The sequence below is a fragment of the Enterobacter cloacae complex sp. 302F9 genome, from assembly GCF_050030335.1.
Lineage (GTDB): Bacteria > Pseudomonadota > Gammaproteobacteria > Enterobacterales > Enterobacteriaceae > Enterobacter > Enterobacter hormaechei_C.
This window is the reverse complement of record NZ_JBLGUC010000001.1, coordinates 773,458-795,201: the sequence shown is the minus strand read 5'-3', so window position 1 is coordinate 795,201 and position 21,744 is coordinate 773,458. Positions and strand designations below refer to the sequence as shown.

The following is a 21,744-nucleotide window of genomic DNA, read 5'->3' as shown; positions in this document are numbered from 1 at the left end:
CGCCCGAGACCGCTAATTCTCTCCGGTCTCTTAAAAAAATTAAAACTCTTTTCGCAACCAGGTGTTAAGTCGTTTGACCCAAGACCCCACCGAGACGCGTTTTTCCACTTCTGCTTCACCACTCAAATGGGATTCTTTCCCGTAGTGCAGCAGGCCCACGGCCGTTGAGTAATACGGCTCCTGAGCGTAATCCGTTAAACCGGTAATATTCAGCGGCGCACCAATACGCACCTGCGTATGGAACACGCGCTGAGCGCAGGCCGCAAGACCTTCAATTTGCGCTGCCCCGCCGGTTAATACAATCCCCGCCGCGAGATGATGTTTCACACCCTGCTGGCGAAGCTGTTCCTGTAACTGCAAAATCTCTTCGTTGACCAGGTTGAGCAGCTCGGTATAACGCGGCTCAATCACCTCTGCCAGCGTCTGGCGTTGCAGGCTGCGCGGCGGTCGCCCGCCTACGCTCGGCACTTCAACGCTCTCGTCTTTGCCGACGATAGAGCCCAGCGCGCAACCATGGCGCACTTTAATCGCCTCTGCATCGCTCGGTGGCGTACCAAAGGCGTAAGCGATATCGCTGGTCACCACATTCCCGGCGTACGGGATCACTTTGGTGTGGCGTAACGCACCGCCGGTATAAACGGCCATGTCCATTGTACCACCACCAATATCGACCACACAGACGCCCAGTTCACGTTCGTCTTCGGTCAGCACGGAATAGCTCGCGGCAAGACCGGCGAAAATGAGTTGGTCAACTTTCAGGCCACAACGTTCAACGGCTTTTACAATGTTCTTCGCCATATCGTTGTGACATGTGATCAGGTGCACTTTTGCCTGCATACGCACGCCCGACAGACCGACCGGATTCTTGATGCCTTCCTGGTAGTCGATCGCGTATTCCTGCGGGATCACATGCAGCACACGGTGCTCGTCGCGAACACGCACGGATTTCGCCGTGTGGACAACGTTCTCAACGTCTTCCTGCGTCACCTCTTCTTCAGAAATCGGCACCATACCGATTTCATTCTGGCAGCTGATGTGCTTACCAGACAGGGCCAGATAGACAGAGGAAATCTGGCAATCTGCCATCAATTCAGCCTGGTCGATGGCGCGCTGAACGCATTTCACCACCGACTCAAGGTCGTTTACCCCACCTTTATCCATACCACGGGAGGGGCAGCTGCCCACACCAATGATATTGACCATACCGTCGGGCAGAACTTCCCCTACCAAAGCGGCAACCTTCGCGGTGCCAATCTCCAGTCCTACTACCAATTTTCTGTCCGTCGACTTGATCATTGTTGTTCTGCCTGTACCTGTGCCTGATTTTGTTGCTGATTAGGTTCCTCGACCGGAGCCGGCTCCCAACCGACTGCTGCGCCTGAGTCATAGCGCAAATCAACGTAGCTTATCCGTTTGCCATCCGTCTGCGCCTGCTGCTGTAAAACCGGGTAAAGTTCTACAAAACGCGCCAGACGTTTCATTGTGTCGCCGCGGCCAAGATTGAGCTTAATGCCATTCGTTAGGGTCAACTGCCAGGAACGGCGCGCCGTCATCGCAGCATCTTTTAACGTAAAGCGATCCTTAGCCAGCACCTGCCCCATCTCACGAAAACCCTGCAATACTTCGTTTTCGCTGCCTTCCGGGCCATACAACATCGGTAAATTCTGCTTGTTGACACGATCGCTCGGGACGCTGAACGAATTTCCGTCTACGTCAACCATATGCTGATCATTCCAACGCGCAATCGGCACATATTCAACCAGATGAATCTTCAATTCATCAGGCCATTGTTTTCTGACACTCGCCTGTTTTATCCACGGCAGACGTTCAATCTGACTCTGGATAATGTTGACGTCCTGCGTCATAAAGGTGCCAGGCGACCCAAGCGCCAGAATCGACTGGCGAATGTCATCGTTACGCGTGTAGTGTCGCTCCCCGGTCACCACCAGCTTCGACAGCGGCAACCGCTGCGCGTCTTCCATCCAGCCCAGCACCATCCAGCCGCTGATAAACACGGTGCACAGCACCCCGAGCAGGAAGATGATCCCTGCAAGACGCGTTCCATTACTCCGGCGCGAAGAGGAATATTCTTCTTCGTCATCGCGGTTGCGCGTGTTCAATGCAGCCTGAGACATATCAGCCCGCCTGGTCCAGAATACGTACGACTAACTGCGAGAAGCTCATTCCCGCCTGACGCGCCGCCATCGGCACAAGGCTATGGCTGGTCATACCCGGAGACGTGTTTGCTTCCAGCAGATAAAATTGCCCGTCACCGTCAAGCATCACGTCAATGCGTCCCCAGCCACGACATCCCAGCACATTCCAGGCTTTAAGCACCAGAGACTGTAATTCGGCCTCACGCTCTGCTTCAAGACCCGCTGGGCAGAAATATTGCGTCTCATCAGAGAGATACTTCGCCTCATAATCATAGAAGACTCCGGCGGGTTGGATGCGAATTGACGGTAAAATTTCTTCGCCAAGCATCGCGACGGTAAATTCCGGCCCGCTAAGCCATTTTTCAATCAGAACTTCTTCATCATGTTGAAATGCCAGTGCTAAAGCGTCAGCCAAATCTACAGCTTTATCGACTTTAGACATTCCCACGCTCGACCCTTCACGGCTCGGCTTCACAATAACCGGTAAGCCCAGTGCCGCAATGCGTGTATTAACGCTGTCCGACAGGCCCAATTCATATTCACGACGCGTCAGTGCAACCCATGGCGCAACGGGCAGGCCCGCCCCCTGCCACAGCAGTTTGCTGCGCAGTTTATCCATGGAGATGGCGGATGCCATCACGCCGCTGCCGGTGTACGGCATACCGATCAGCTCCAGCAGCCCCTGCAACGTGCCGTCTTCACCGCCGCGACCGTGCAACGCGATAAAGGCTTTATCGAAGCCCATCGCTTTCAGCTGCGTGACGTCCACCTCTTTCGGATCAACCGGATGCGCGTCCACACCACCTTCACGCAGGCCCGCCAGCACGGCAGCGCCCGAATTCAGAGAAACCTCGCGTTCGGCGGAAGTGCCGCCAAACAGGACAGCAATCTTATCAGCCATGACGCTCGTCCTCCTGAGTTTGCGGCTTCAGTTTGATTTCAGCTAAGGTACGGGCGATTTTGCCGATATTTCCCGCGCCCTGAATCAGGATCAGATCGTTACCCGTCAGGACCGGGGCAAGCATTTCAGCCACCTGCGCCGGGTCGGGAACCAGAATAGGATCCACTTTACCGCGTCCACGGATGGTACGACATAAAGAACGACTGTCCGCACCCGGAATCGGAGTTTCACCCGCTGCATAAACATCCAGCATCAGCAGGGTATCGACCTGCGAAAGGACGTTGGCAAAATCGTCATACAGATCGCGAGTACGCGTGTAACGGTGCGGCTGGAAGATCATGACCAGATTCTTTTCCGGCCAACCCGCGCGTGCCGCTTTGATGGTTGCGTCCACTTCCGTCGGATGGTGACCGTAGTCGTCTACCAGCATCGCAGAACCTGGCTTACCGTTTACCGGTTCCAGCGGGAATTCACCGAGGAAGTCGAAGCGACGGCCCGTCCCCTGGAAGCTCTCCAGTGCGCGCAGGATCGCTTCATCGTCAATGCCTTCTTCTGTCGCAACAGCCACCGCCGCTGCCGCATTCAGGGCGTTGTGACGTCCCGGAGCGTTCAGGGTGACATGCAGCAGGTCTTTATCCTGACGCGCGAGGGTGAAATGCCCCTGCGCACCGATCTGCTTGTAATCTTCTACGCGTACATCCGCGTCTTCGCTGAAGCCGTAGGTCGTAATTTGACGCCCGACGCGCGGCAGCAGCTCGCGAATAACCGGATCGTCCACGCACATCACCGCACGGCCATAGAACGGCAGGTTGTGCAGGAAGTTAATAAAGGTCTGCTTTAAGTTCTCGAAGTCGCCCTGGTAAGTGTCCATATGGTCAGCTTCGATGTTGGTGACGATCGCCACCATCGGCTGTAGATGCAGGAACGACGCATCGCTCTCATCCGCTTCCGCAATCAGATAACGGCTGTGGCCCAGACGCGCATGCACGCCAGCGGCTTTCACCAGACCACCGTTAACGAACGTCGGGTCGAGACCCGCTTCCGCATAAATGCTGGAGACCATCGCTGTTGTGGTGGTTTTACCGTGCGTACCGGCCACCGCAATGCCGTGACGGAAACGCATCAGTTCCGCCAGCATTTCCGCGCGACGGATCACCGGGATGCGCGCCTCATGCGCCGCAACGATTTCCGGGTTATCCGCGGAGATAGCGCTGGACACCACAACCACGCTCGCATCGCTCACGTTTTCCGGGCGATGATTGAAATAGATAGTCGCCCCCAGCGACGCCAGCTGCTGCGTAACAGGGTTTGGCGCCAGGTCAGACCCGCTGATCTGATAGCCTTCGTTAGCTAACACTTCGGCAATACCGCCCATGCCAGCACCACCGATGCCGACAAAGTGAATGTGCCGGACGCGACGCATCTCGGGCACGATAGAACGCAGTTTTGCCAGTTGTTGTGTATTCATTCTCTAAACGCCATCGACTACTTCAAAAAAATCGTGCAGCGCAACACGCACTGCGAGAATTATGCCTGGGCTGCCAGGCTTACTTCTTTTGCCACCCGTTCCGTTGCATCCGGGATAGCGGTCGCGCGTGCGCGTTGCGCCATCTCCAGTAATACATCCCGGTTCCAGCCCGCCAGGGTAGTGGCGACCGCATCAGCGGTAAATTGTGGCTGCTCAAAAATCTTCGCTGCGCCCGCTTTCTCAAGCGGCAGCGCATTCCAGTACTGCTGTCGGTCTTTGTGCTGGAACGGCACAAACAGCGCCGGTAAACCGGCGGCGGCGATTTCGCTCACCGTCAGCGCGCCCGAGCGACAGACCACAACATCGGCCCAGGCATAGGCTGCGGCCATATCATCAATAAATTCAGTCACTTTATGCTGCGGCTGACCTTCCTGCACGTAGGCCTGCTCAACGGTCTGCTGAGCGCCCTTCCCGCTCTGGTGCCAGATGGTCACCGCATCACCCAGTTTTGCCGCAACCTGCGGCATCGTCTGGTTTAAAATACGTGCGCCCTGGGAACCGCCGACGACCAGCACGCGCACCGGCCCTTCGCGACCCGCCAGACGCGTATCTGGCAGCGGCAGCGCCAGCACGTCCACACGTACCGGATTCCCTACGACATCCGCTTTCGGGAATGCCCCGGGGAAGGCCTGCATAACTTTGGTGGCGATTTTTGCCAGCCATTTGTTGGTCAACCCGGCAATACCGTTCTGCTCATGCAGAACAACGGGGATGCCCAGTGACCACGCCGCCAGTCCGCCCGGACCGGAAACGTAACCGCCCATGCCCAGAACGACGTCAGGCTTAAAACGCTTCATAATGGCGCGCGCCTGACGCCAGGCATTGAAAATGCGCACCGGCGCCAGCAGCTGCGCCTTGATCCCTTTGCCACGAAGGCCAGAAATACGAATAAAGTCGATCTCGATACCGTGTTTAGGTACCAGATCGGCTTCCATGCGGTCTGCGGTTCCCAGCCAGCGTACCTGCCAGCCCTGTTCCATTAAATGGTGCGCAACCGCCAGTCCCGGGAACACGTGTCCACCGGTACCGCCTGCCATCACCATTAACCGCTTCGGTTGATTCATCGTGAACCTCGTGTAAACGCCTGAGCTTTCTCCAGACGCGTTTCATAATCTATGCGTAACAAAAACATGATGGCCGTCGACATGATCAACAGACTCGAACCACCATAACTGATCAACGGCAACGTCAGACCTTTGGTCGGCAGCATACCCGCTGCCGCCCCAACGTTTACCAGCGCCTGGAAGCTAAACCAGATACCAATTGAGCAGGCCAGGAAACCGGAGAAGCGGTGATCGATCTCCAGCGCTTTCCGGCCAATCGACATGGCGCGGAAAGCGACGAAGAATACCATTAATAGCGCCAATACCACACCGATATAACCCAGTTCTTCCCCAATAATGGAGAAGATGAAGTCGGTGTGCGCCTCCGGTAAATACTCCAGTTTTTGTACCGAGTTGCCCAGGCCTTGACCCCAGACTTCGCCGCGGCCAAACGCCATCAGCGACTGCGTCAGCTGGTAACCGCTGCCGAACGGATCTTCCCATGGGTTCCAGAACGAGGTCACACGGCGGATACGGTAGGGCTCGGCGAGGATCAGCAGCACCACCGCCGAAATCCCCATCCCGATGATGGCAATGAACTGCCACAGTTTTGCGCCCGCCAGGAACAGCATCGCCAGCGTAGTGACAAACAGTACGACTACCGTACCGAGGTCGGGCTGCGCCAGCAGCAGGATCGCGAGGACCAGAATCACGCCCATCGGTTTTAAGAAGCCACGAAGGTTGTTACGAACTTCGTCAACTTTACGCACCAGGTAGTTAGCCAGGTAGCAGAACAACGACAGTTTGGTGAACTCCGCGGGCTGAATACGCAGTGGGCCAAAGGCAATCCAGCGTGATGCCCCGTTAACGGAGCTCCCGACAACCAGAACGATCAACAGCATGATGATTGAGGCGATGAGCATGGCTGTACTGTGCCGCTGCCAGAACGACATCGGCAGGCGTAAGGTGATCATTGCCAGGCAGAACGCGAGAATGATGTACAGCCCGTCACGCTTGGCAAACAGGAACGGGTCGTTTGCCAGACGCTGTCCGACAGGCATTGACGCCGAGGTGACCATAATAAAGCCGATCGCCGCCAGCCCCAGCGTGAGCCAAAACAGCGTGCGGTCGTACATGATCAGGCTGTCGGAATCTTTATCCCGGGAAGCCATCACCCAGCCTTTCAGCGCCGTAAACAGCCATACCAGGATACCAAATCCTGGCAGGCGCGGCATTTTCAGGCGAGGGAGAGATAAACGCATCAGCCTAACTCCTTCGCCAGGCGGGTAAAGACATCACCCCGCTGTTCGAAACTCTTGAATTGATCGAGGCTGGCACAGGCTGGTGAGAGCAGTACCATATCGCCGGGCTTCACGCGTGGGGCGATGAGGCGCATCGCCTGCTCCATGGTCTCGGTTTGCTCGGCGACTTCAGGACGCAACGCTGCCAGCTCGCTGCCATCGCGGCCAAAGCAATACAGGCGCACGTTATCACCGTTGAGGTACTGCTTTAGCGAGGAGAAGTCAGCCGATTTACCGTCGCCGCCCAGCAGCAGGTATAGCGTGCCATCAACGTGCAAACCGTTCAGTGCCGCCTCGGTGCTACCCACGTTGGTCGCTTTGGAATCATTAATCCAGCGTACGCCGTTGTGCTCCAGCGCCAGCTGGAAGCGGTGCGCCAGGCCGGTAAAGGTGGTGAGCGCCTTCAGGCTTGAAGATCGCGGCAGGCCAACGGCATCCGCCAGCGCCAGCGCCGCCAGAGCATTGGTGTAGTTATGCTGGCCGGAGAGCATCATCTCTTTCACGTTCAGCACTTTCTCACCTTTCACGCGTAGCCAGGTTTCGCCCTGCTGACGATTAAGGTGATAGTCACCCATGTTAATACCGAAGCTAATGCAGCGTTCGTCTGCGCCGCGCACCGGCATGGTGAGTGCATCATCGGCATTCACTACGCAAACTTTGGCATTTTCATAAACGCGCAGTTTGGCCGCACGGTACTGCTGCAAGCCGAACGGGTATCTGTCCATATGATCTTCGGTGACGTTTAGGATCGTCGCCGCCGCCGCATGCAGGCTTGAAGTGGTTTCCAGCTGGAAGCTGGAAAGCTCAAGGACGAACAGCTCACACCCTTTATCAAGCAGCATCAGAGCGGGCAGACCAATGTTACCGCCCACGCCGACATTTTTGCCCGCCGCCTTCGCCATTTCCCCCACCAGCGTGGTGACGGTGCTTTTACCGTTTGAACCGGTAATGGCGACGATCGGGGCCTGCGCCTCCCGGCAGAACAGTTCGATATCGCCGACAATCTCAACGCCCGCATCCGCGGCGGCGCTCAGGGAAGGATGCGCCAGCGCCATACCGGGGCTGGCAACAATCAGATCGGCGGCCAGCAGCCACTCATCATTCAGACCACCCAGGTGGCGTTCAACCTGCTCCGGCAGCTTGTCCAGACCCGACGGAGAGACGCGCGTATCCATCACGCGCGGCGTCACGCCACGCGCAAGGAAAAAGTCCACGCAGGAGAGGCCGGTGAGGCCTAACCCGATGATAACGACTTTTTTGCCCTGGTAATCTGCCATGATTAACGTACCTTCAGCGTTGCCAGGCCAATCAGCACCAGCATCAGCGAAATAATCCAGAAGCGCACAATGACGCGCGGCTCCGGCCAGCCTTTCAGTTCATAGTGGTGGTGAATCGGTGCCATACGGAAGATGCGCTGACCGCGCAGCTTGAAGGAACCGACCTGCAAAATCACCGACAGCGTCTCAACCACAAACACACCGCCCATGATCACCAGCAGGAACTCCTGACGCAGCAGCACGGCGATAATGCCCAGCGCGCCGCCCAGCGCCAGTGAACCGACGTCGCCCATAAAGACCTGCGCCGGATAGGTGTTAAACCACAGGAAGCCCAGCCCCGCCCCGACAATCGCCGTACAGACGATCACCAGCTCACCCGCATGTCGCAGGTACGGGATGTGCAGGTAGTTTGCAAAGTTCATGTTACCGGTCGCCCACGCCACCAGCGCGAAACCGCCCGCGACAAACACGGTTGGCATGATGGCCAGGCCGTCCAGACCATCGGTCAGGTTGACGGCATTGCCGGTGCCGACGATCACAAAGTAAGCCAGCAGAATGTAGAACAGCCCCAATTGCGGCATCACGTCTTTGAAGAACGGCACCACCAGCTCGGTGGCCGGGGTGTCTTTTCCTGCCAGATAAAGCGCGAAGGCCACGCCCAGCGCAATCACCGACATCCAGAAATACTTCCAGCGGGCGATCAAACCTTTGGTGTCTTTGCGCACGACTTTGCGGTAGTCATCAACAAAACCGATGATCCCATAGCCAACCAGCACGGTCAGCACGCACCAGACGTAGGGGTTAGACGGATAGGCCCACAGCAGAACGGACACCACAATTGCGGTCAGGATCATGATCCCGCCCATGGTCGGCGTACCGCGCTTGCTGAAGTGCGATTCCGGACCATCGTTGCGTACAACCTGGCCGAAAGAGAGTTTTTGCAGACGGGCAATCATGCGCGGGCCCATCCACAGCGAGATGAACAGCGCAGTCAGCAGGCTGACGATGGCGCGAAACGTCAGATAGGAAAAGACGTTAAAGCCTGAGTAATATTTGACCAAATGTTCGGCCAGCCAAACTAACATGTCCCGTTCTCCTGTAATGCGTGCACAACCTCTTCCATGGCGGCACTACGTGAACCTTTAACTAAAACAGTCACAATCTGTTTTTCTGTAATCAATGCCTTCAGGCGTTCGATCAGTGCAGATTTATCGGCAAAATGTTCGCCAACTTCACTGGCATCGGAAATGGCCTTGCTCAGCGTGCCTGCGCTCAATACGCGGTCAAGCCCGGCGGCTTTCGCCGCTTCACCCACCTGAACATGGCAGGCTTCGCTTTCATCACCCAGCTCGGCCATATCGCCCACAACCATCACGCGATAGCCCGGCATCTCAGACAAGACCTGCACGGCCGCCGTCATGGAGCCGACGTTAGCGTTGTAGGAGTCATCCAGCAGAAGTTTGTTTTCAGCCAGCTGGATCGGGAAAAGACGCCCCGGCACGGCTTTTAAATTTGCCAGACCTGCTTTGATCGCCGCGTGTGAGGCACCTACCGCCATTGAGAGCGCTGTCGCAGCAAGCGCATTGGCAATGTTATGACGACCGGGCAGGGGCAGCAGCACCTCGATGTCGCCCGTTGGGGTCGTGAGGGTGAACTCGGTGCCGTGTGACGTCACATGAATGTTGGTCGCCGAAAAATCACTGTTTGCCGCATTCGGTGAGAAGCGCCAGGTTTTGCGTGAACCAATGATGCTCTGCCAGTTCAGCCAGTCGTTGTTATCGGCGTTCATAATGGCGATGCCGTCATCCGGCAGTCCGGTATAAATTTCACCTTTCGCTTTCGCCACACCGGCCAGCGAACCAAAACCTTCAAGATGTGCCGCCGCCAGGTTATTCACCAGCGCAGCTTCCGGACGCGTCAGGCTCACGGTCCAGGCGATTTCGCCCTGATGGTTAGCCCCTAACTCAATCACCGCATATTCATGCTCGTGGGTCAGGCGCAGCAGCGTCATCGGTACACCGATGTCATTATTAAGGTTGCCCGCCGTATAAAGCGTGTTACCGCACTGGCTAAGGATCGCCGCCGTCATCTCTTTAACGGAGGTTTTACCCGACGAGCCCGTCAGCGCCACGACGCGTGTTGGCACCTGCTGGCGAACCCATGCCGCCAGCTCGCCAAACGCCAGGCGCGTATCTTTCACCACAATCTGCGGCAAATCGATATCGAGCTTACGGCTGACCAGCAGCGCGCCCGCGCCGTTATCTTTAGCCTGTTGCGCAAAATCGTGGGCGTCAAAACGCTCGCCCTTCAGCGCCACAAACAGGCAGCCCGCCGTCACCTTACGGGTGTCGGTGGTCACAGCCTCAATGGTTAGATCCTGACCATGCAGCATCCCCTGCAATACCGCAGCGGCCTGGCTTAACGTAATGCTAATCATGCCACCACTCCCAGCAGACGCGCTGCCGTCACGCGGTCGGAGTAATCCAGACGACGATTGCCGACGATCTGATAATCTTCATGACCTTTACCGGCCAGCAGAACCACATCGTTCTCCTGCGCCTGCATAATGGCGTTAGTCACGGCCTCCGCACGGCCTTCGACCACGCGCGCACGACCCGCATCCAGCATGCCCGCCAGAATGTCATTGATAATGGCCCGCGGCTCTTCGGTACGCGGGTTGTCATCGGTTACCACGGGAATATCCGCGAACTGCTCAGCTATGGCGCCCATCAGCGGACGTTTGCCCTTGTCGCGATCGCCACCGCAGCCAAACACGCACCAGAGCTTGCCTGCGCAGTGCAGACGCGCCGCTTCCAGCGCTTTTTCCAGCGCATCCGGCGTGTGTGCGTAATCCACGACCACCGTCGGCTTGCCCGGCGCGCTGAACACTTCCATGCGGCCACAGACCGGTTGCAAACGCTCAGACGTTTTCAGCAGATCCGCCATCGGGTAGCCCAGCGCCAGCAGCGTCGCCAGCGCCAGCAGCAGGTTACTGACGTTAAAGGCCCCCATCAGGCGGCTTTCAATTTCACCTTCGCCCCAGGTGGAAGCGAAGCGGATCGTCGCCCCACTATCGTGGTAGTTCACCTCGACCGCCTTCAGCCAGCGGCCGCGGCAGTTCGGATTAATGCGATCTTCCATCGACACCGCCACCGCATCCGGCAGTTTTTCCAGCCAGCGGCGACCGACTTCGTCGTCGGCGTTAATGATCGCCTGCCCGTGGTGGTGAGTGGAATAAAGCAGCCATTTCGCCGCTTCGTAGTGCTCCATATCACCATGATAATCAAGGTGATCGCGGCTCAGGTTAGTAAAGACAGAGGCAGCAAATTTCAGGGCCGCCACGCGATGTTGTACCAGACCATGGGAAGAGACTTCCATCGCAGCGAAGGTCGCCCCCTGCTCAGCGAGGCCCGCCAGCACACGCTGCACGTCAACCGCCGAGCTTGTAGTGTTTTCCGTCGGGCTTACTTTGCCCAGAAGACCGTTCCCCACCGTGCCCATGACGGCACCGGCTTCGCCCAGCAGCTGCGCCCACTGCGCCATCAGCTGAGTGGTGGTGGTTTTTCCGTTGGTTCCTGTCACGCCAACCAGCTTTAACTGGTCGGAAGGTTCGTTGTAAAAACGTCCTGCCAGCGCGGAGAGACGCTCATTCAGCTGGCTGAGATAGATGACCGGCACGCCGTGCATTTCACGGATCTCACCGTCTGTTGCCTCATCTTTGGCCTCAGCAATAATGGCAGCAACACCTTGCGCAATCGCCTGCGGGATATAACGACGCCCGTCCGCCTGATGACCCACTACTGCCACAAAAAGATCGCCAGAAGCCGCTACGCGGCTGTCCAGTACCATCTCTCGCAGTGCTCGCGCAGGTAGCATAGGCACCCACGGAGCAAGAAGGTCGCGCAAATTACGATCTGCCACCTGTTCCCTCGCCTTGATTAATTACAAATTCACTTTTTTCGCCCGTCGCCAGCGCATCCGGTTCAATGTTCATGGTGCGCAACACGCCGCCCATAATAGCCCCGAACACAGGCGCGGAGACGGCGCCGCCGTAGTATTTACCCGCCTGCGGATCGTTGATGACGACCACCAGCGCAAAACGCGGATTGCTTGCAGGCGCTACGCCTGCGGTATAGGCAATGTATTTGTTGATATAGCGGCCGTCCGGCCCCACTTTTTTCGCTGTACCGGTTTTAATGGCGATACGATAGCCCTTAATTGCGGCCTTCACGCCGCCACCGCCAGGTAACGCGACGCTTTCCATCATATGCACGACGGTACGAACGATAGATTCCGGGAAAACACGTTCCCCCGGAACCGGTGGATCAACTTTGGTGATCGACAGCGGACGATAAATGCCATAGCTGCCAATCGTTGCGTAGACTCGCGCTAACTGTAAGGGAGTTACCATTAGCCCGTAGCCGAAAGAGAAGGTGGCCCTCTCTATGTCAGACCACCGTTGTTTTTGAGGATATAAGCCACTGCGTTCTCCGACCAACCCCAAATTGGTCGCCTTTCCCAGCCCAAAACGTGAGTAAGTATCTACTAACGCTGAGGACGGCATCGCTAACGCCAGTTTTGACACACCGACGTTACTCGACTTCTGTAAGACCCCGGTCAGGGTCAGTTCGCTGTAACGTGCCACGTCTTTGATTTCGTGACCGTTAATTCGATAAGGGATCGTATTCAGAACGGTATTTTCGTTGACGATGCCTCGCTGTAGAGCCGTCATCACCACCATAGGTTTTACGGTTGAGCCGGGTTCAAACACATCGGTGATGGAGCGGTTACGCATTGCATCTTTTGCTGTACCGGCAAAATTATTCGGGTTGTATGAGGGGCTACTGGCCATCGCCAGCACTTCACCTGTCGCCACATCCACCAGCACGGCGCTGCCCGATTCCGCCTTGTTAAACGCGACGGCGTTGTTCAGCTCACGATAGACCAGCGCCTGCAAGCGTTCATCAATACTCAGGGCCAGGTTGTGCGCGGCCTGGCTGTCTGTCGAGGAAATGTCTTCAATGACGCGACCATAGCGGTCTTTACGCACGATTCGCTCGCCAGGCTGGCCGGTAAGCCACTTGTCGAAGCTTTTTTCAACGCCCTCAATCCCCTGGCTATCCACGTTGGTAAAGCCAATCAGGTGCGCGGTGACTTCGCCCGAAGGATAGTAACGGCGGGATTCTTCCCGCAGATGAATGCCCGGCAGCTTCAGTTTCTTAATGTAGTCAGCCATGTCAGGGTTCACCTGACGGGCAAGATAGATAAAGCGCCCTTTCGGGTTGGCGTTAACGCGCGACGCCAGCTGATCCAGCGGCATTTTCAACGCGTCTGACAGCGCCTTCCAGCGGTTATCAAGGGTGATCCCGCCTGCATCGTGTAACTCTTTCGGATCGGCCCAGATCGCCTTCACCGGCACGCTCACCGCCAGCGGACGGCCGGAACGATCGGTGATCATCCCACGAGAGGTAGAAACTTCCTGCACGCGCAGAGAACGCATATCACCCTGACGTACCAGCATGTCAGGCGCGATGATTTGTAGCCACGCCACGCGTCCCAGCAGGAAACCCAGCGCCAGTAAAATGCAGCCGCAAAGCAACGCAAAACGCCAACTGACAAAGTTGGCCTGTTCTTCCTGGCGTTTTGGTTTTAGCGTTTTTGCCGCTGCTTTCATGCGTCGCGTTTTCCCTTATTTTTGTACTACGATATTTTCCTGCGAAGGATCAACATGCTGTAATTGCAGTTTTTCCGTTGCGATCCGCTCAACCCGGCTGTGATCGCCGAGCGCGTTTTCTTCAAGGATCAGATTTCGCCATTCAATATCCAGCGCATCGCGTTCCAGTACCATCTGTTCGCGCTGCGCAGTCAATAAACGGGTATGGTGAGCGGTGGTGACCACCATGACTGCCGTCACAATGATGCAAATGAACAAGCAGAGTGGCAGCTTCCCAAACCGCAAAAGATCGTCGCCGATCACGCCAGGCAAAGCATGGCGCTCGTTGCTTCCTAACGATCCCTTAACTTTGCTTAGGGTTTCTGTCACTCTGCTGATCATGCGTTCGTCCTCTCTGCAATACGCAGCACTGAACTACGGGCACGTGGATTCTCTGCCACCTCTTCTTCGCCCGGCATCAACTTGCCTAATGCTCGCAACTGACGGCCTCCCAGCTTTCTGAGTTGTTCTTCCGTCATCGGCAGCCCAGCTGGAACCTGCGGACCGCGGCTCTGTTCACGCATAAAGCGTTTTACGATGCGATCTTCCAGCGAATGGAAGCTGATGATGGATAACCGCCCACCCGGGGCCAGCACGTCGAGCGAGCTTTTTAGCGCCAGCTCTATTTCCTCCAGTTCACTGTTTACCCAGATACGAACCGCCTGGAAGGTACGGGTCGCAGGATGTTTGTGCTTGTCCTTCACCGGCGTTGCCGCCGCGATGACTTCTGCCAGCTCTTTGGTACGGGTCATTGGCTCAACGCGGTTGCGCTCCACGATGGCGCGCGCAATACGTTTGCCAAAGCGTTCTTCACCGAAGGTTTTGATTACCCAGGCAATATCCGCTTCGTCAGCAGTTTGTAACCATTCAGCGGCAGACTGGCCACGAGTGGGGTCCATACGCATATCCAGCGGCCCATCACGCATAAAGGAGAAGCCGCGTTCTGCATCATCAAGCTGTGGTGAAGAGACGCCAAGATCGAGGAGAATCCCGTCGATCTTGCCGGTCAGGCCGCGCTCAGCGACATAATCCGCAAGCGCAGAGAAAGGTCCATGCACGATGGAAAAGCGAGGATCATCGATGGTTTGCGCAACGGCAATCGCCTGCGGATCGCGGTCAATTGCCAGCAGGCGTCCTTCCGCTCCAAGCTGGGAGAGGATCAAACGCGAGTGACCACCGCGACCAAAAGTGCCATCAATATAGATGCCGTCTGGACGAATATTCAGGCCGTTAACGGCCTCATCCAGCAGCACCGTTGTATGTTTATAATTTTCCATCATATTTATAGAGACAAGTCCCGCAGCCGTTCCGATAATGTTGCGGAATCAGACTGCTCAGCGTCGATATCTTCCTTGACCTGTTGATACCAGGTCGTTTCGTCCCACAGTTCAAACTTGTTGAACTGCCCGACCAGCATCACTTCTTTAGTCAGACCGGCATGTTGTCGCAACACAGGCGCAATCAATAATCGCCCGGCGCTATCCATCTGACATTCACTGGCATGTCCCAATAACAACCGCTGCACGCGGCGTTCTTGCGGGTTCATGCTCGACAGTCGCGACAGCTTTTGCTCAATGATTTCCCATTCAGGCAAAGGGTAAAGCAGCAGGCAGGGGGAGTTGATGTCAATGGTGCAAACCAGTTGACCCGAAGCGTTCTCAATCAGCTGGTCGCGGTATCGGGTTGGTACCGATAAACGACCTTTGCTGTCGAGATTGACTAACGTTGCTCCACGGAACATGCCAGCCTCACCCCTCCTCACCACTTTAACCCACAAATTCCCACCTGAAGGAGTTTACGGAGCGAGGGAAAAGCTTGTCAAGCCAGGACTCTCTCTATACCGGCGCGAAAGCACCGTATTTACAGAGCAAGAGTGACCTGGCTAATAACTACACAACTGGCGAGGCAAAATTAACGTTATGAATATTTGTAAGAAAAAAACCGAATATGCACACGAGCGTTAAGATTCACTCAATATCATCGCAGGGAAATATAAAGTGTCAGTTTGCGACGCGGGCAGCATTTTAAGGCATATCGCCGGGGGATAACAGCACCAGATTAAGCGCAAGGCAATATGGATTCGTTCGTGTACATTGAGGGCTAAAGGGGAGAGTAAAAAATGGCTGAATATTCATCGGCTGGCGGCTGTTTGTAACAAAACAATACAAAAGAATGCCCGTTAAAAAATATAATTGCGCTTTTTAACGCCAAAACGGATTCAGAAAAATAGCCGGCTACGAATCTTAGAGATAAATCCTAATTTTTATCCGGGAATTATTTCCCGCAATAAATGCGCCGCAAAAGGGGCAGTTTTACCGCCCCTGTGGAAATATTAATGGCGGCTCAAAATCCCGCGCCGATAGAGATTACGTTTGATACGCGTAAGCCCGGGTTTCGGTTTGCGAGGTTCATCCAGGCTTGCCAGAACAATCTCAAGCACGCGCTCGGCGACGTCGCGGTGACGCTGAGCCACGGCCAGCACCGGACATTGCAGGAAGTCGAGCAGTTCGTTATCGCCGAAGGTCGCAATCGCCAGATCGGATGGCAGCTTGCCATCGCGACGTAACGTCACGTCCATCACCCCCTGCAACAGGGCAAACGAGGTGGTAAACAACGCCTGCGGCATCGGGTGCGTTTCCAGCCATTTCTCGAACAGCTGAGCAGCCGCTTCGCGCTCATAGCTGTTGGCATACAGATAATGAACGTCACGCGGATCGTCTTTCCACGCCGTACGGAACCCTTGTTCACGCAGGAAGCTCACGGATAGTTCAGGCAAAGCGCCAAGATAGAGCACCGTTTCCGCCGGGAAGGTACGCAGCTCGGCAGCCAGCATTTCTGCATCGTCCTGATCGGCACCTACGACGCTGGTGAAATGTTCACGATCCAAAGCACGATCCAGCGCCACAATCGGGAATGGATCGTTCGCCCAGCGCTGATAGAAAGGATGCTCGGGTGGTAAAGAGGTCGACACGATGATGGCGTCAACCTGACGTTGCAGCAGATGCTCAATGCAGCGCATCTCGTTGTCGGGCTGATCCTCGGAGCAGGCAATCAACAGCTGATAGCCCCGCTGACGAGCCTGACGTTCAAGATAGTTGGCGATGCGGGTATAGCTGGTGTTTTCCAGATCCGGGATCACCAGGCCAATCGAGCGGGTGCGTCCGGCACGTAAACCTGCGGCGACAGCATTCGGATGGTAATTATGCTCACGAACGACTGCCATCACTTTCTCAACGGTCTTATCGCTGACACGATACTGCTTTGCTTTACCGTTAATCACATAGCTGGCCGTGGTTCTCGACACGCCGGCGAGCCGGGCGATTTCATCCAGTTTCACAATTGCCCCTCAAAAAAAGAAAAAAGTCCATGGCCCTGTCAAGGTTATGGTTAAATATTTTAACATCTAAACGCAGAATAGCTTTCACGGCAACCGCTTTTGTCCGCGTTGTCGGCGGATTACGCAAAAAAAAGCCCGGCTTTGGCTACCGGGCTGAAAGAGGCGAACCTTTTGCGCAACTAACGCATGATTTTATCGCCGCGCGAGAGGCCAACAACGCCAGAGCGCGCAACTTCAACAATTTTTGCCACATCCCTGACGGAGGCCAGGAACGCATCCAGCTTATCGCTCGTTCCGGCAAGCTGCACAGTATATATAGAAGGCGTGACGTCAATGATCTGCCCACGGAAAATATCCGTGTTACGCTTGACCTCTTCACGGCCATAACCGCTGGCCTGAATTTTCACCAGCATCACTTCACGTTCGACGTAAGCCCCCTGCCCCAGCTCGCTGACGCGCAACACGTCCACCAGCTTGTGCAATTGCTTTTCGATCTGCTCAAGCACTTTCGCATCGCCGACAGTCTGGATCGTCATGCGGGAGAGCGTTGGATCATCGGTCGGCGCAACGGTCAGGCTTTCAATGTTGTATCCGCGCTGCGCAAAAAGCCCAATGACGCGTGACAGTGCGCCCGACTCATTTTCCAGTAATACAGATAATATCCGGCGCATATCAGGTTCTCTCCGTTTTGCTTAACCACATTTCATCCATACCACCGCCACGGATATGCATCGGATAAACGTGCTCTGTGCCGTCGACGATGACGTCCATGAAGACGAGGCGATTGTTTTTAACGTGCTCAAGCGCTTCGCCGAGCTTCGCTTCCAGCTCTGACGGATCGGTTACCCGCATGCCAATATGACCATAGGCTTCAGCCAGACGGACAAAGTCCGGAAGTGACTTCATATAAGACTGAGAGTGACGGCCGGAATAAATCATATCCTGCCACTGCTTCACCATACCGAGGTAACCGTTATTCAGGTTAAGCACCAGCACTGGCAACTCATATTGCAGCGCAGTAGAAAGCTCCTGAATATTCATCTGTATACTGCCATCACCCGTTACGCAGATAACCGTTTCGTTCGGCAACGCCAGCTTCACCCCCAGCGCGGCGGGCAGACCAAAGCCCATCGTGCCAAGCCCGCCTGAGTTGATCCAGCGACGCGGTTTATCAAACGGGTAATACAACGCAGCGAACATCTGATGCTGGCCTACGTCAGAAGTGACATACGCCTCGCCTTTGGTCAGATGCCAGATCGTCTCGATCACCGCCTGCGGCTTGATGTTTTCACTCTGCGTGTCGTATTTAAGGCACTGACGGCCGCGCCATTGTTCGATTTGCTGCCACCAGTCACGGATCTCATCCAGCGGTTGAGAGGCGGTCTCCTGCGCCAGCAGTTCCAACATTTGATCCAGCACCTGTCGTGCGTCCCCCACGATGGGCACATCCGCCGGCACCGTTTTAGAGATAGAAGTAGGATCGATATCAATGTGTAGCACCGTCGCATTCGGACAGTATTTCGCCAGGTTATTGGTGGTGCGATCGTCAAAACGTACGCCGACGGCAAAAATCACATCAGAATGGTGCATCGTCATATTGGCTTCATAGGTGCCATGCATACCCAGCATGCCCAGCGCCTGACGGTGGGTAGCCGGGAATGCCCCCAGCCCCATCAGCGATGACGCGACAGGAAGATTCAGCTTCTCAATCAGTTCGCGTAGTTGCGTTTCACAGGCTGCATTGACGGCGCCGCCCCCCACATAGACTACGGGCTTTTTCGCAGCCAGCAGCGTTTGCAGCGCACGCTTAATCTGGCCTTTGTGCCCTTGCGTCGTCGGATTATACGAACGCATGCTCACCGACTCAGGCCACAGGTAAGGCAGTTTATTCGCGGGATTGAGAATATCTTTTGGCAGATCGACAACCACTGGCCCAGGACGACCGCTGGCGGCCAGCCAGAAGGCTTTTTTCAGCACGCCCGGGATATCTTCCGTTTGCTTAACCAGAAAGCTGTGCTTCACCACGGGGCGTGAGATCCCCACCATGTCGCATTCCTGAAACGCATCATAGCCAATCAGTGACGTCGCCACCTGTCCGGAGAGAATGACCAGTGGAATAGAGTCCATATACGCAGTCGCAATGCCGGTGATGGCATTGGTCGCTCCCGGCCCCGAAGTGACCAGCACTACACCCACTTCTCCCGTGGCGCGGGCCAGGCCGTCAGCCATATGCACAGCAGCCTGTTCATGACGAACCAGAACATGATCAATACCGCCTACCGTGTGCAGCGCGTCATAAATATCGAGAACCGCGCCTCCGGGATAGCCAAACACTTGTTTCACGCCCTGATCGATAAGCGATCGGACGACCATTTCCGCGCCAGACAACATCTCCATGCTTTGCCTCCAGGCTTTTGTTATAGACGGTCAACAGAATTCATTTCCGCGCCGTCTTCTGACAGGGTAAACCCATCTTATAATGTGCAGAGTGAGGGATACCTTAACCGCTCGTTATGAGGCAGGCAATTAGCAAACGGAATGCGGGAATGGGCAATAAAAGCAGAAAAAATAGCTGTCAGACACGAATATGGTGAATTCGTCTGGTATGAGGGGAGACGCTAATAATTCATCTCTTAAAAAGAGGATGGATCAGGAAATCATCTATTTTTAAGCCGCCCTGAGCGTCTGAAAAAATGCGCACAGAACAAAATATTGCCTGCATAAAAAATCACAGAATAAACCGCATGTCACCATGCGGTTTATTCACCCTGACTTATCGACGACAAATATTGATCAGCAACTCTTCCATCCACTGGTGCCCTTTATCCCGCCCCGCCGCTTCATGCCAGGAAAGATAACAGGTACGGCTATTCAGCTTGAGCGGCAGAGGTAAAATTTGCAGGCTCAGCGAATCGGAGAACTCTTCAGCAAGCCAGCGCGGTGCAATAGCGACTAGCTGCGTCTGAGAAACGACATTTAAAACGCTGACCATCGCCATCCCCTGATAGGCCACGCTGGCTTGTTTATCGGCAGTGTCATACCACGGCTGACTGAACGAAGCATATCTGTCCAGAGCAACAACGGCATGCTGCTCGCTGTAAACATCGCTTTCACGCAGCGGCGAATTCATGCGTGGATGTTTTTTGCTGGCGACTAACACCATTTCATCTTTAAACAACGGAACACAGGCAAACTCTGGACGGCGAAACTCTTCGTAGCCCAGAACGAACTCCGTTTCCTGATAACGAAGCTGGTGCTCAGTGTTTTGATTTAAAGATGATTTAAAAACGAGATGAATATTAGGAGCAATCTGTTCAACTTTATTATATATAACAGACGTCAAATAATTGTCTAACGGACTGCAAACACAGAGATGGAAAACCCGCTCACTGCTTAAAGGTTCAAACCCTGAGCCAGGAAGCTCATTTTGAACCAGCTGTAGCGCCTGACGAATCGAACCGAATAGCTGGAATGCACGCGCCGTGGGCTGGATACCTCTTCCATACCGGACGAATAACTCGTCGTTAAACATCACCTTAAGTCTGGCTACGGCATTACTCACGGCAGGTTGAGACATTCCCAGAGATTGCGCTGCTCGCGTAATATTCTGCTCCTGCATAACTGCATCAAATACAGTTAACAGGTTGAGATCCACTGTGCGTAACTGAGGCTTAACCCCATCATAAGGCTGTGGTTGGTTAATATTATTTTCTGGCATTTCTGACTCCACTGTCACGCTAAATTCCCTTTGCCAAAGTACAGTAATAACTTCGAAAAATATGATTTACCATGCATATACAACAAGCGAAAGGAAATTATTTAAAATTCAGAATATATAAAGAACCCTCATTCAAGAGATGCCATTAAGCATCCCCTGAATGAAGAGCTAAAAATCGTTCAAATGATATCTAAAACTTTAATGCAGGCATGAAACCATAAAGCTGGCAAATACACAATCACCGCCTTAGTTAATAATAACTTAAGTATTATTAAACTATGAAGGGCATACACCACGATTTCATTAACAAAATGATATCAATATTGATAACTTTCCCGCCCATGATTCATTCATAGAACTTATAACTCAATGAAATAAAACGCATTCCATTTCACAGCACATCGGTAAAAATACTGTGTTCAATTGCTACCAATTATATTCAAATTATTCCAGAGATGAATCTCAAGTCCAATAATAGACAATTAAATCGGTTAACAGCGTAAAAACCAGCACAATTAGCTAATGTGTTTATCCTGCGCTGAGTGGCCGTTTTGCCTGAGAGGGGTTGACATGAGTCAGCGTATCCAGTACCACTAAAAGCATATCGCATTCATCTGGAGCACGATTCATGATTCGCACCCTTCGTTTCACCGGTCTACTACTACTAAACGCATCCACTGTGCGCGGTAGACTGGCGGGCGAAATTCAGCGTTGAATCGTCTTCAGTAAAACTAAAAACCCGCGCCACTGCGCGGGTTTTTTTATGCTCG

19 protein-coding genes are annotated in these 21,744 nt (G+C 54.7%); 1 reads left to right on the top strand and 18 read right to left on the bottom strand.

Translation table 11 applies throughout. The features are described from left to right. Positions 1–39: 39 nt before the first annotated feature. The 18 genes from ftsA to leuO form a co-directional block, all read right to left on the bottom strand. Positions 40–1,296, bottom strand: coding sequence for a cell division protein FtsA (ftsA, locus tag ACQG0T_RS03780; protein WP_003856340.1), 1,257 nt, complete (start codon positions 1,294–1,296; stop codon positions 40–42). Beyond that, complete coding sequence (gene ftsQ, locus ACQG0T_RS03775) at positions 1,293–2,135, bottom strand: cell division protein FtsQ (RefSeq protein WP_003856342.1); 843 nt, start codon at positions 2,133–2,135, stop codon at positions 1,293–1,295. The genes ftsA and ftsQ overlap by 4 nt, the downstream gene beginning before the upstream one ends. Position 2,136: 1 nt before the next feature. Beyond that, on the bottom strand, positions 2,137–3,057 hold the full coding sequence (locus ACQG0T_RS03770; protein ID WP_032652572.1) for a D-alanine--D-alanine ligase: 921 nt from the start codon (positions 3,055–3,057) through the stop codon (positions 2,137–2,139). After that, positions 3,050–4,525: a UDP-N-acetylmuramate--L-alanine ligase gene (murC, locus tag ACQG0T_RS03765; RefSeq protein ID WP_003856345.1), complete on the bottom strand. Its 1,476-nt coding sequence runs from the start codon at positions 4,523–4,525 to the stop codon at positions 3,050–3,052. Before murC ends, ACQG0T_RS03770 begins: the two co-directional genes overlap by 8 nt. A gap of 59 nt (positions 4,526–4,584) precedes the next feature. Then, the gene (murG, locus tag ACQG0T_RS03760) at positions 4,585–5,649 is read right to left on the bottom strand and encodes an undecaprenyldiphospho-muramoylpentapeptide beta-N-acetylglucosaminyltransferase (RefSeq protein WP_017383783.1); all 1,065 of its coding nucleotides are present in this window, start codon (positions 5,647–5,649) and stop codon (positions 4,585–4,587) included. Beyond that, entirely contained in the window at positions 5,646–6,890 is a 1,245-nt protein-coding gene (ftsW, locus tag ACQG0T_RS03755; RefSeq protein WP_006810115.1) for a cell division protein FtsW, read from the bottom strand. Before ftsW ends, murG begins: the two co-directional genes overlap by 4 nt. After that, positions 6,890–8,206: a UDP-N-acetylmuramoyl-L-alanine--D-glutamate ligase gene (gene murD, locus ACQG0T_RS03750; protein ID WP_017694517.1), complete on the bottom strand. Its 1,317-nt coding sequence runs from the start codon at positions 8,204–8,206 to the stop codon at positions 6,890–6,892. The genes ftsW and murD overlap by 1 nt, the downstream gene beginning before the upstream one ends. A 2-nt stretch (positions 8,207–8,208) precedes the next feature. Continuing rightward, on the bottom strand, positions 8,209–9,291 hold the full coding sequence (gene mraY / locus ACQG0T_RS03745) for a phospho-N-acetylmuramoyl-pentapeptide-transferase (RefSeq protein WP_003856353.1): 1,083 nt from the start codon (positions 9,289–9,291) through the stop codon (positions 8,209–8,211). Next, positions 9,285–10,643: a UDP-N-acetylmuramoyl-tripeptide--D-alanyl-D-alanine ligase gene (gene murF, locus ACQG0T_RS03740; protein WP_017383785.1), complete on the bottom strand. Its 1,359-nt coding sequence runs from the start codon at positions 10,641–10,643 to the stop codon at positions 9,285–9,287. Before murF ends, mraY begins: the two co-directional genes overlap by 7 nt. Further along, positions 10,640–12,127 carry a UDP-N-acetylmuramoyl-L-alanyl-D-glutamate--2,6-diaminopimelate ligase gene (murE, locus tag ACQG0T_RS03735; protein ID WP_271040550.1) on the bottom strand — a complete coding sequence of 496 codons (1,488 nt, stop codon included), beginning with the start codon at positions 12,125–12,127 and terminating at the stop codon, positions 10,640–10,642. Before murE ends, murF begins: the two co-directional genes overlap by 4 nt. Beyond that, positions 12,114–13,880 carry a peptidoglycan glycosyltransferase FtsI gene (ftsI, locus tag ACQG0T_RS03730; RefSeq protein WP_003856361.1) on the bottom strand — a complete coding sequence of 589 codons (1,767 nt, stop codon included), beginning with the start codon at positions 13,878–13,880 and terminating at the stop codon, positions 12,114–12,116. Before ftsI ends, murE begins: the two co-directional genes overlap by 14 nt. 15 nt (positions 13,881–13,895) lie before the next feature. After that, entirely contained in the window at positions 13,896–14,261 is a 366-nt protein-coding gene (ftsL, locus tag ACQG0T_RS03725; protein WP_003856363.1) for a cell division protein FtsL, read from the bottom strand. Beyond that, entirely contained in the window at positions 14,258–15,199 is a 942-nt protein-coding gene (rsmH, locus tag ACQG0T_RS03720; RefSeq protein WP_003856366.1) for a 16S rRNA (cytosine(1402)-N(4))-methyltransferase RsmH, read from the bottom strand. The genes ftsL and rsmH overlap by 4 nt, the downstream gene beginning before the upstream one ends. Positions 15,200–15,201: 2 nt before the next feature. Then, positions 15,202–15,660 (bottom strand): division/cell wall cluster transcriptional repressor MraZ, encoded by a 459-nt coding sequence (mraZ, locus tag ACQG0T_RS03715; protein ID WP_006810119.1) that lies wholly within the window; start codon positions 15,658–15,660, stop codon positions 15,202–15,204. A gap of 591 nt (positions 15,661–16,251) precedes the next feature. Then, positions 16,252–17,256, bottom strand: a complete 1,005-nt coding sequence (cra, locus tag ACQG0T_RS03710; protein WP_003856369.1) for a catabolite repressor/activator — start codon at positions 17,254–17,256, stop codon at positions 16,252–16,254. A 179-nt stretch (positions 17,257–17,435) separates the two neighbouring features. Next, complete coding sequence (gene ilvN, locus ACQG0T_RS03705; protein ID WP_003856371.1) at positions 17,436–17,927, bottom strand: acetolactate synthase small subunit; 492 nt, start codon at positions 17,925–17,927, stop codon at positions 17,436–17,438. A 1-nt stretch (position 17,928) separates the two neighbouring features. Then, positions 17,929–19,653: an acetolactate synthase 3 large subunit gene (ilvI, locus tag ACQG0T_RS03700; protein WP_015572665.1), complete on the bottom strand. Its 1,725-nt coding sequence runs from the start codon at positions 19,651–19,653 to the stop codon at positions 17,929–17,931. Positions 19,654–20,029: 376 nt separating this feature from the next. Then, entirely contained in the window at positions 20,030–20,974 is a 945-nt protein-coding gene (gene leuO, locus ACQG0T_RS03695) for a transcriptional regulator LeuO (RefSeq protein ID WP_017383788.1), read from the bottom strand. A gap of 628 nt (positions 20,975–21,602) precedes the next feature. Between leuO and leuL the strand changes: the two genes are divergently transcribed. Then, complete coding sequence (leuL, locus tag ACQG0T_RS03690) at positions 21,603–21,689, top strand: leu operon leader peptide (RefSeq protein ID WP_057979999.1); 87 nt, start codon at positions 21,603–21,605, stop codon at positions 21,687–21,689. Positions 21,690–21,744 lie beyond the last annotated feature (55 nt).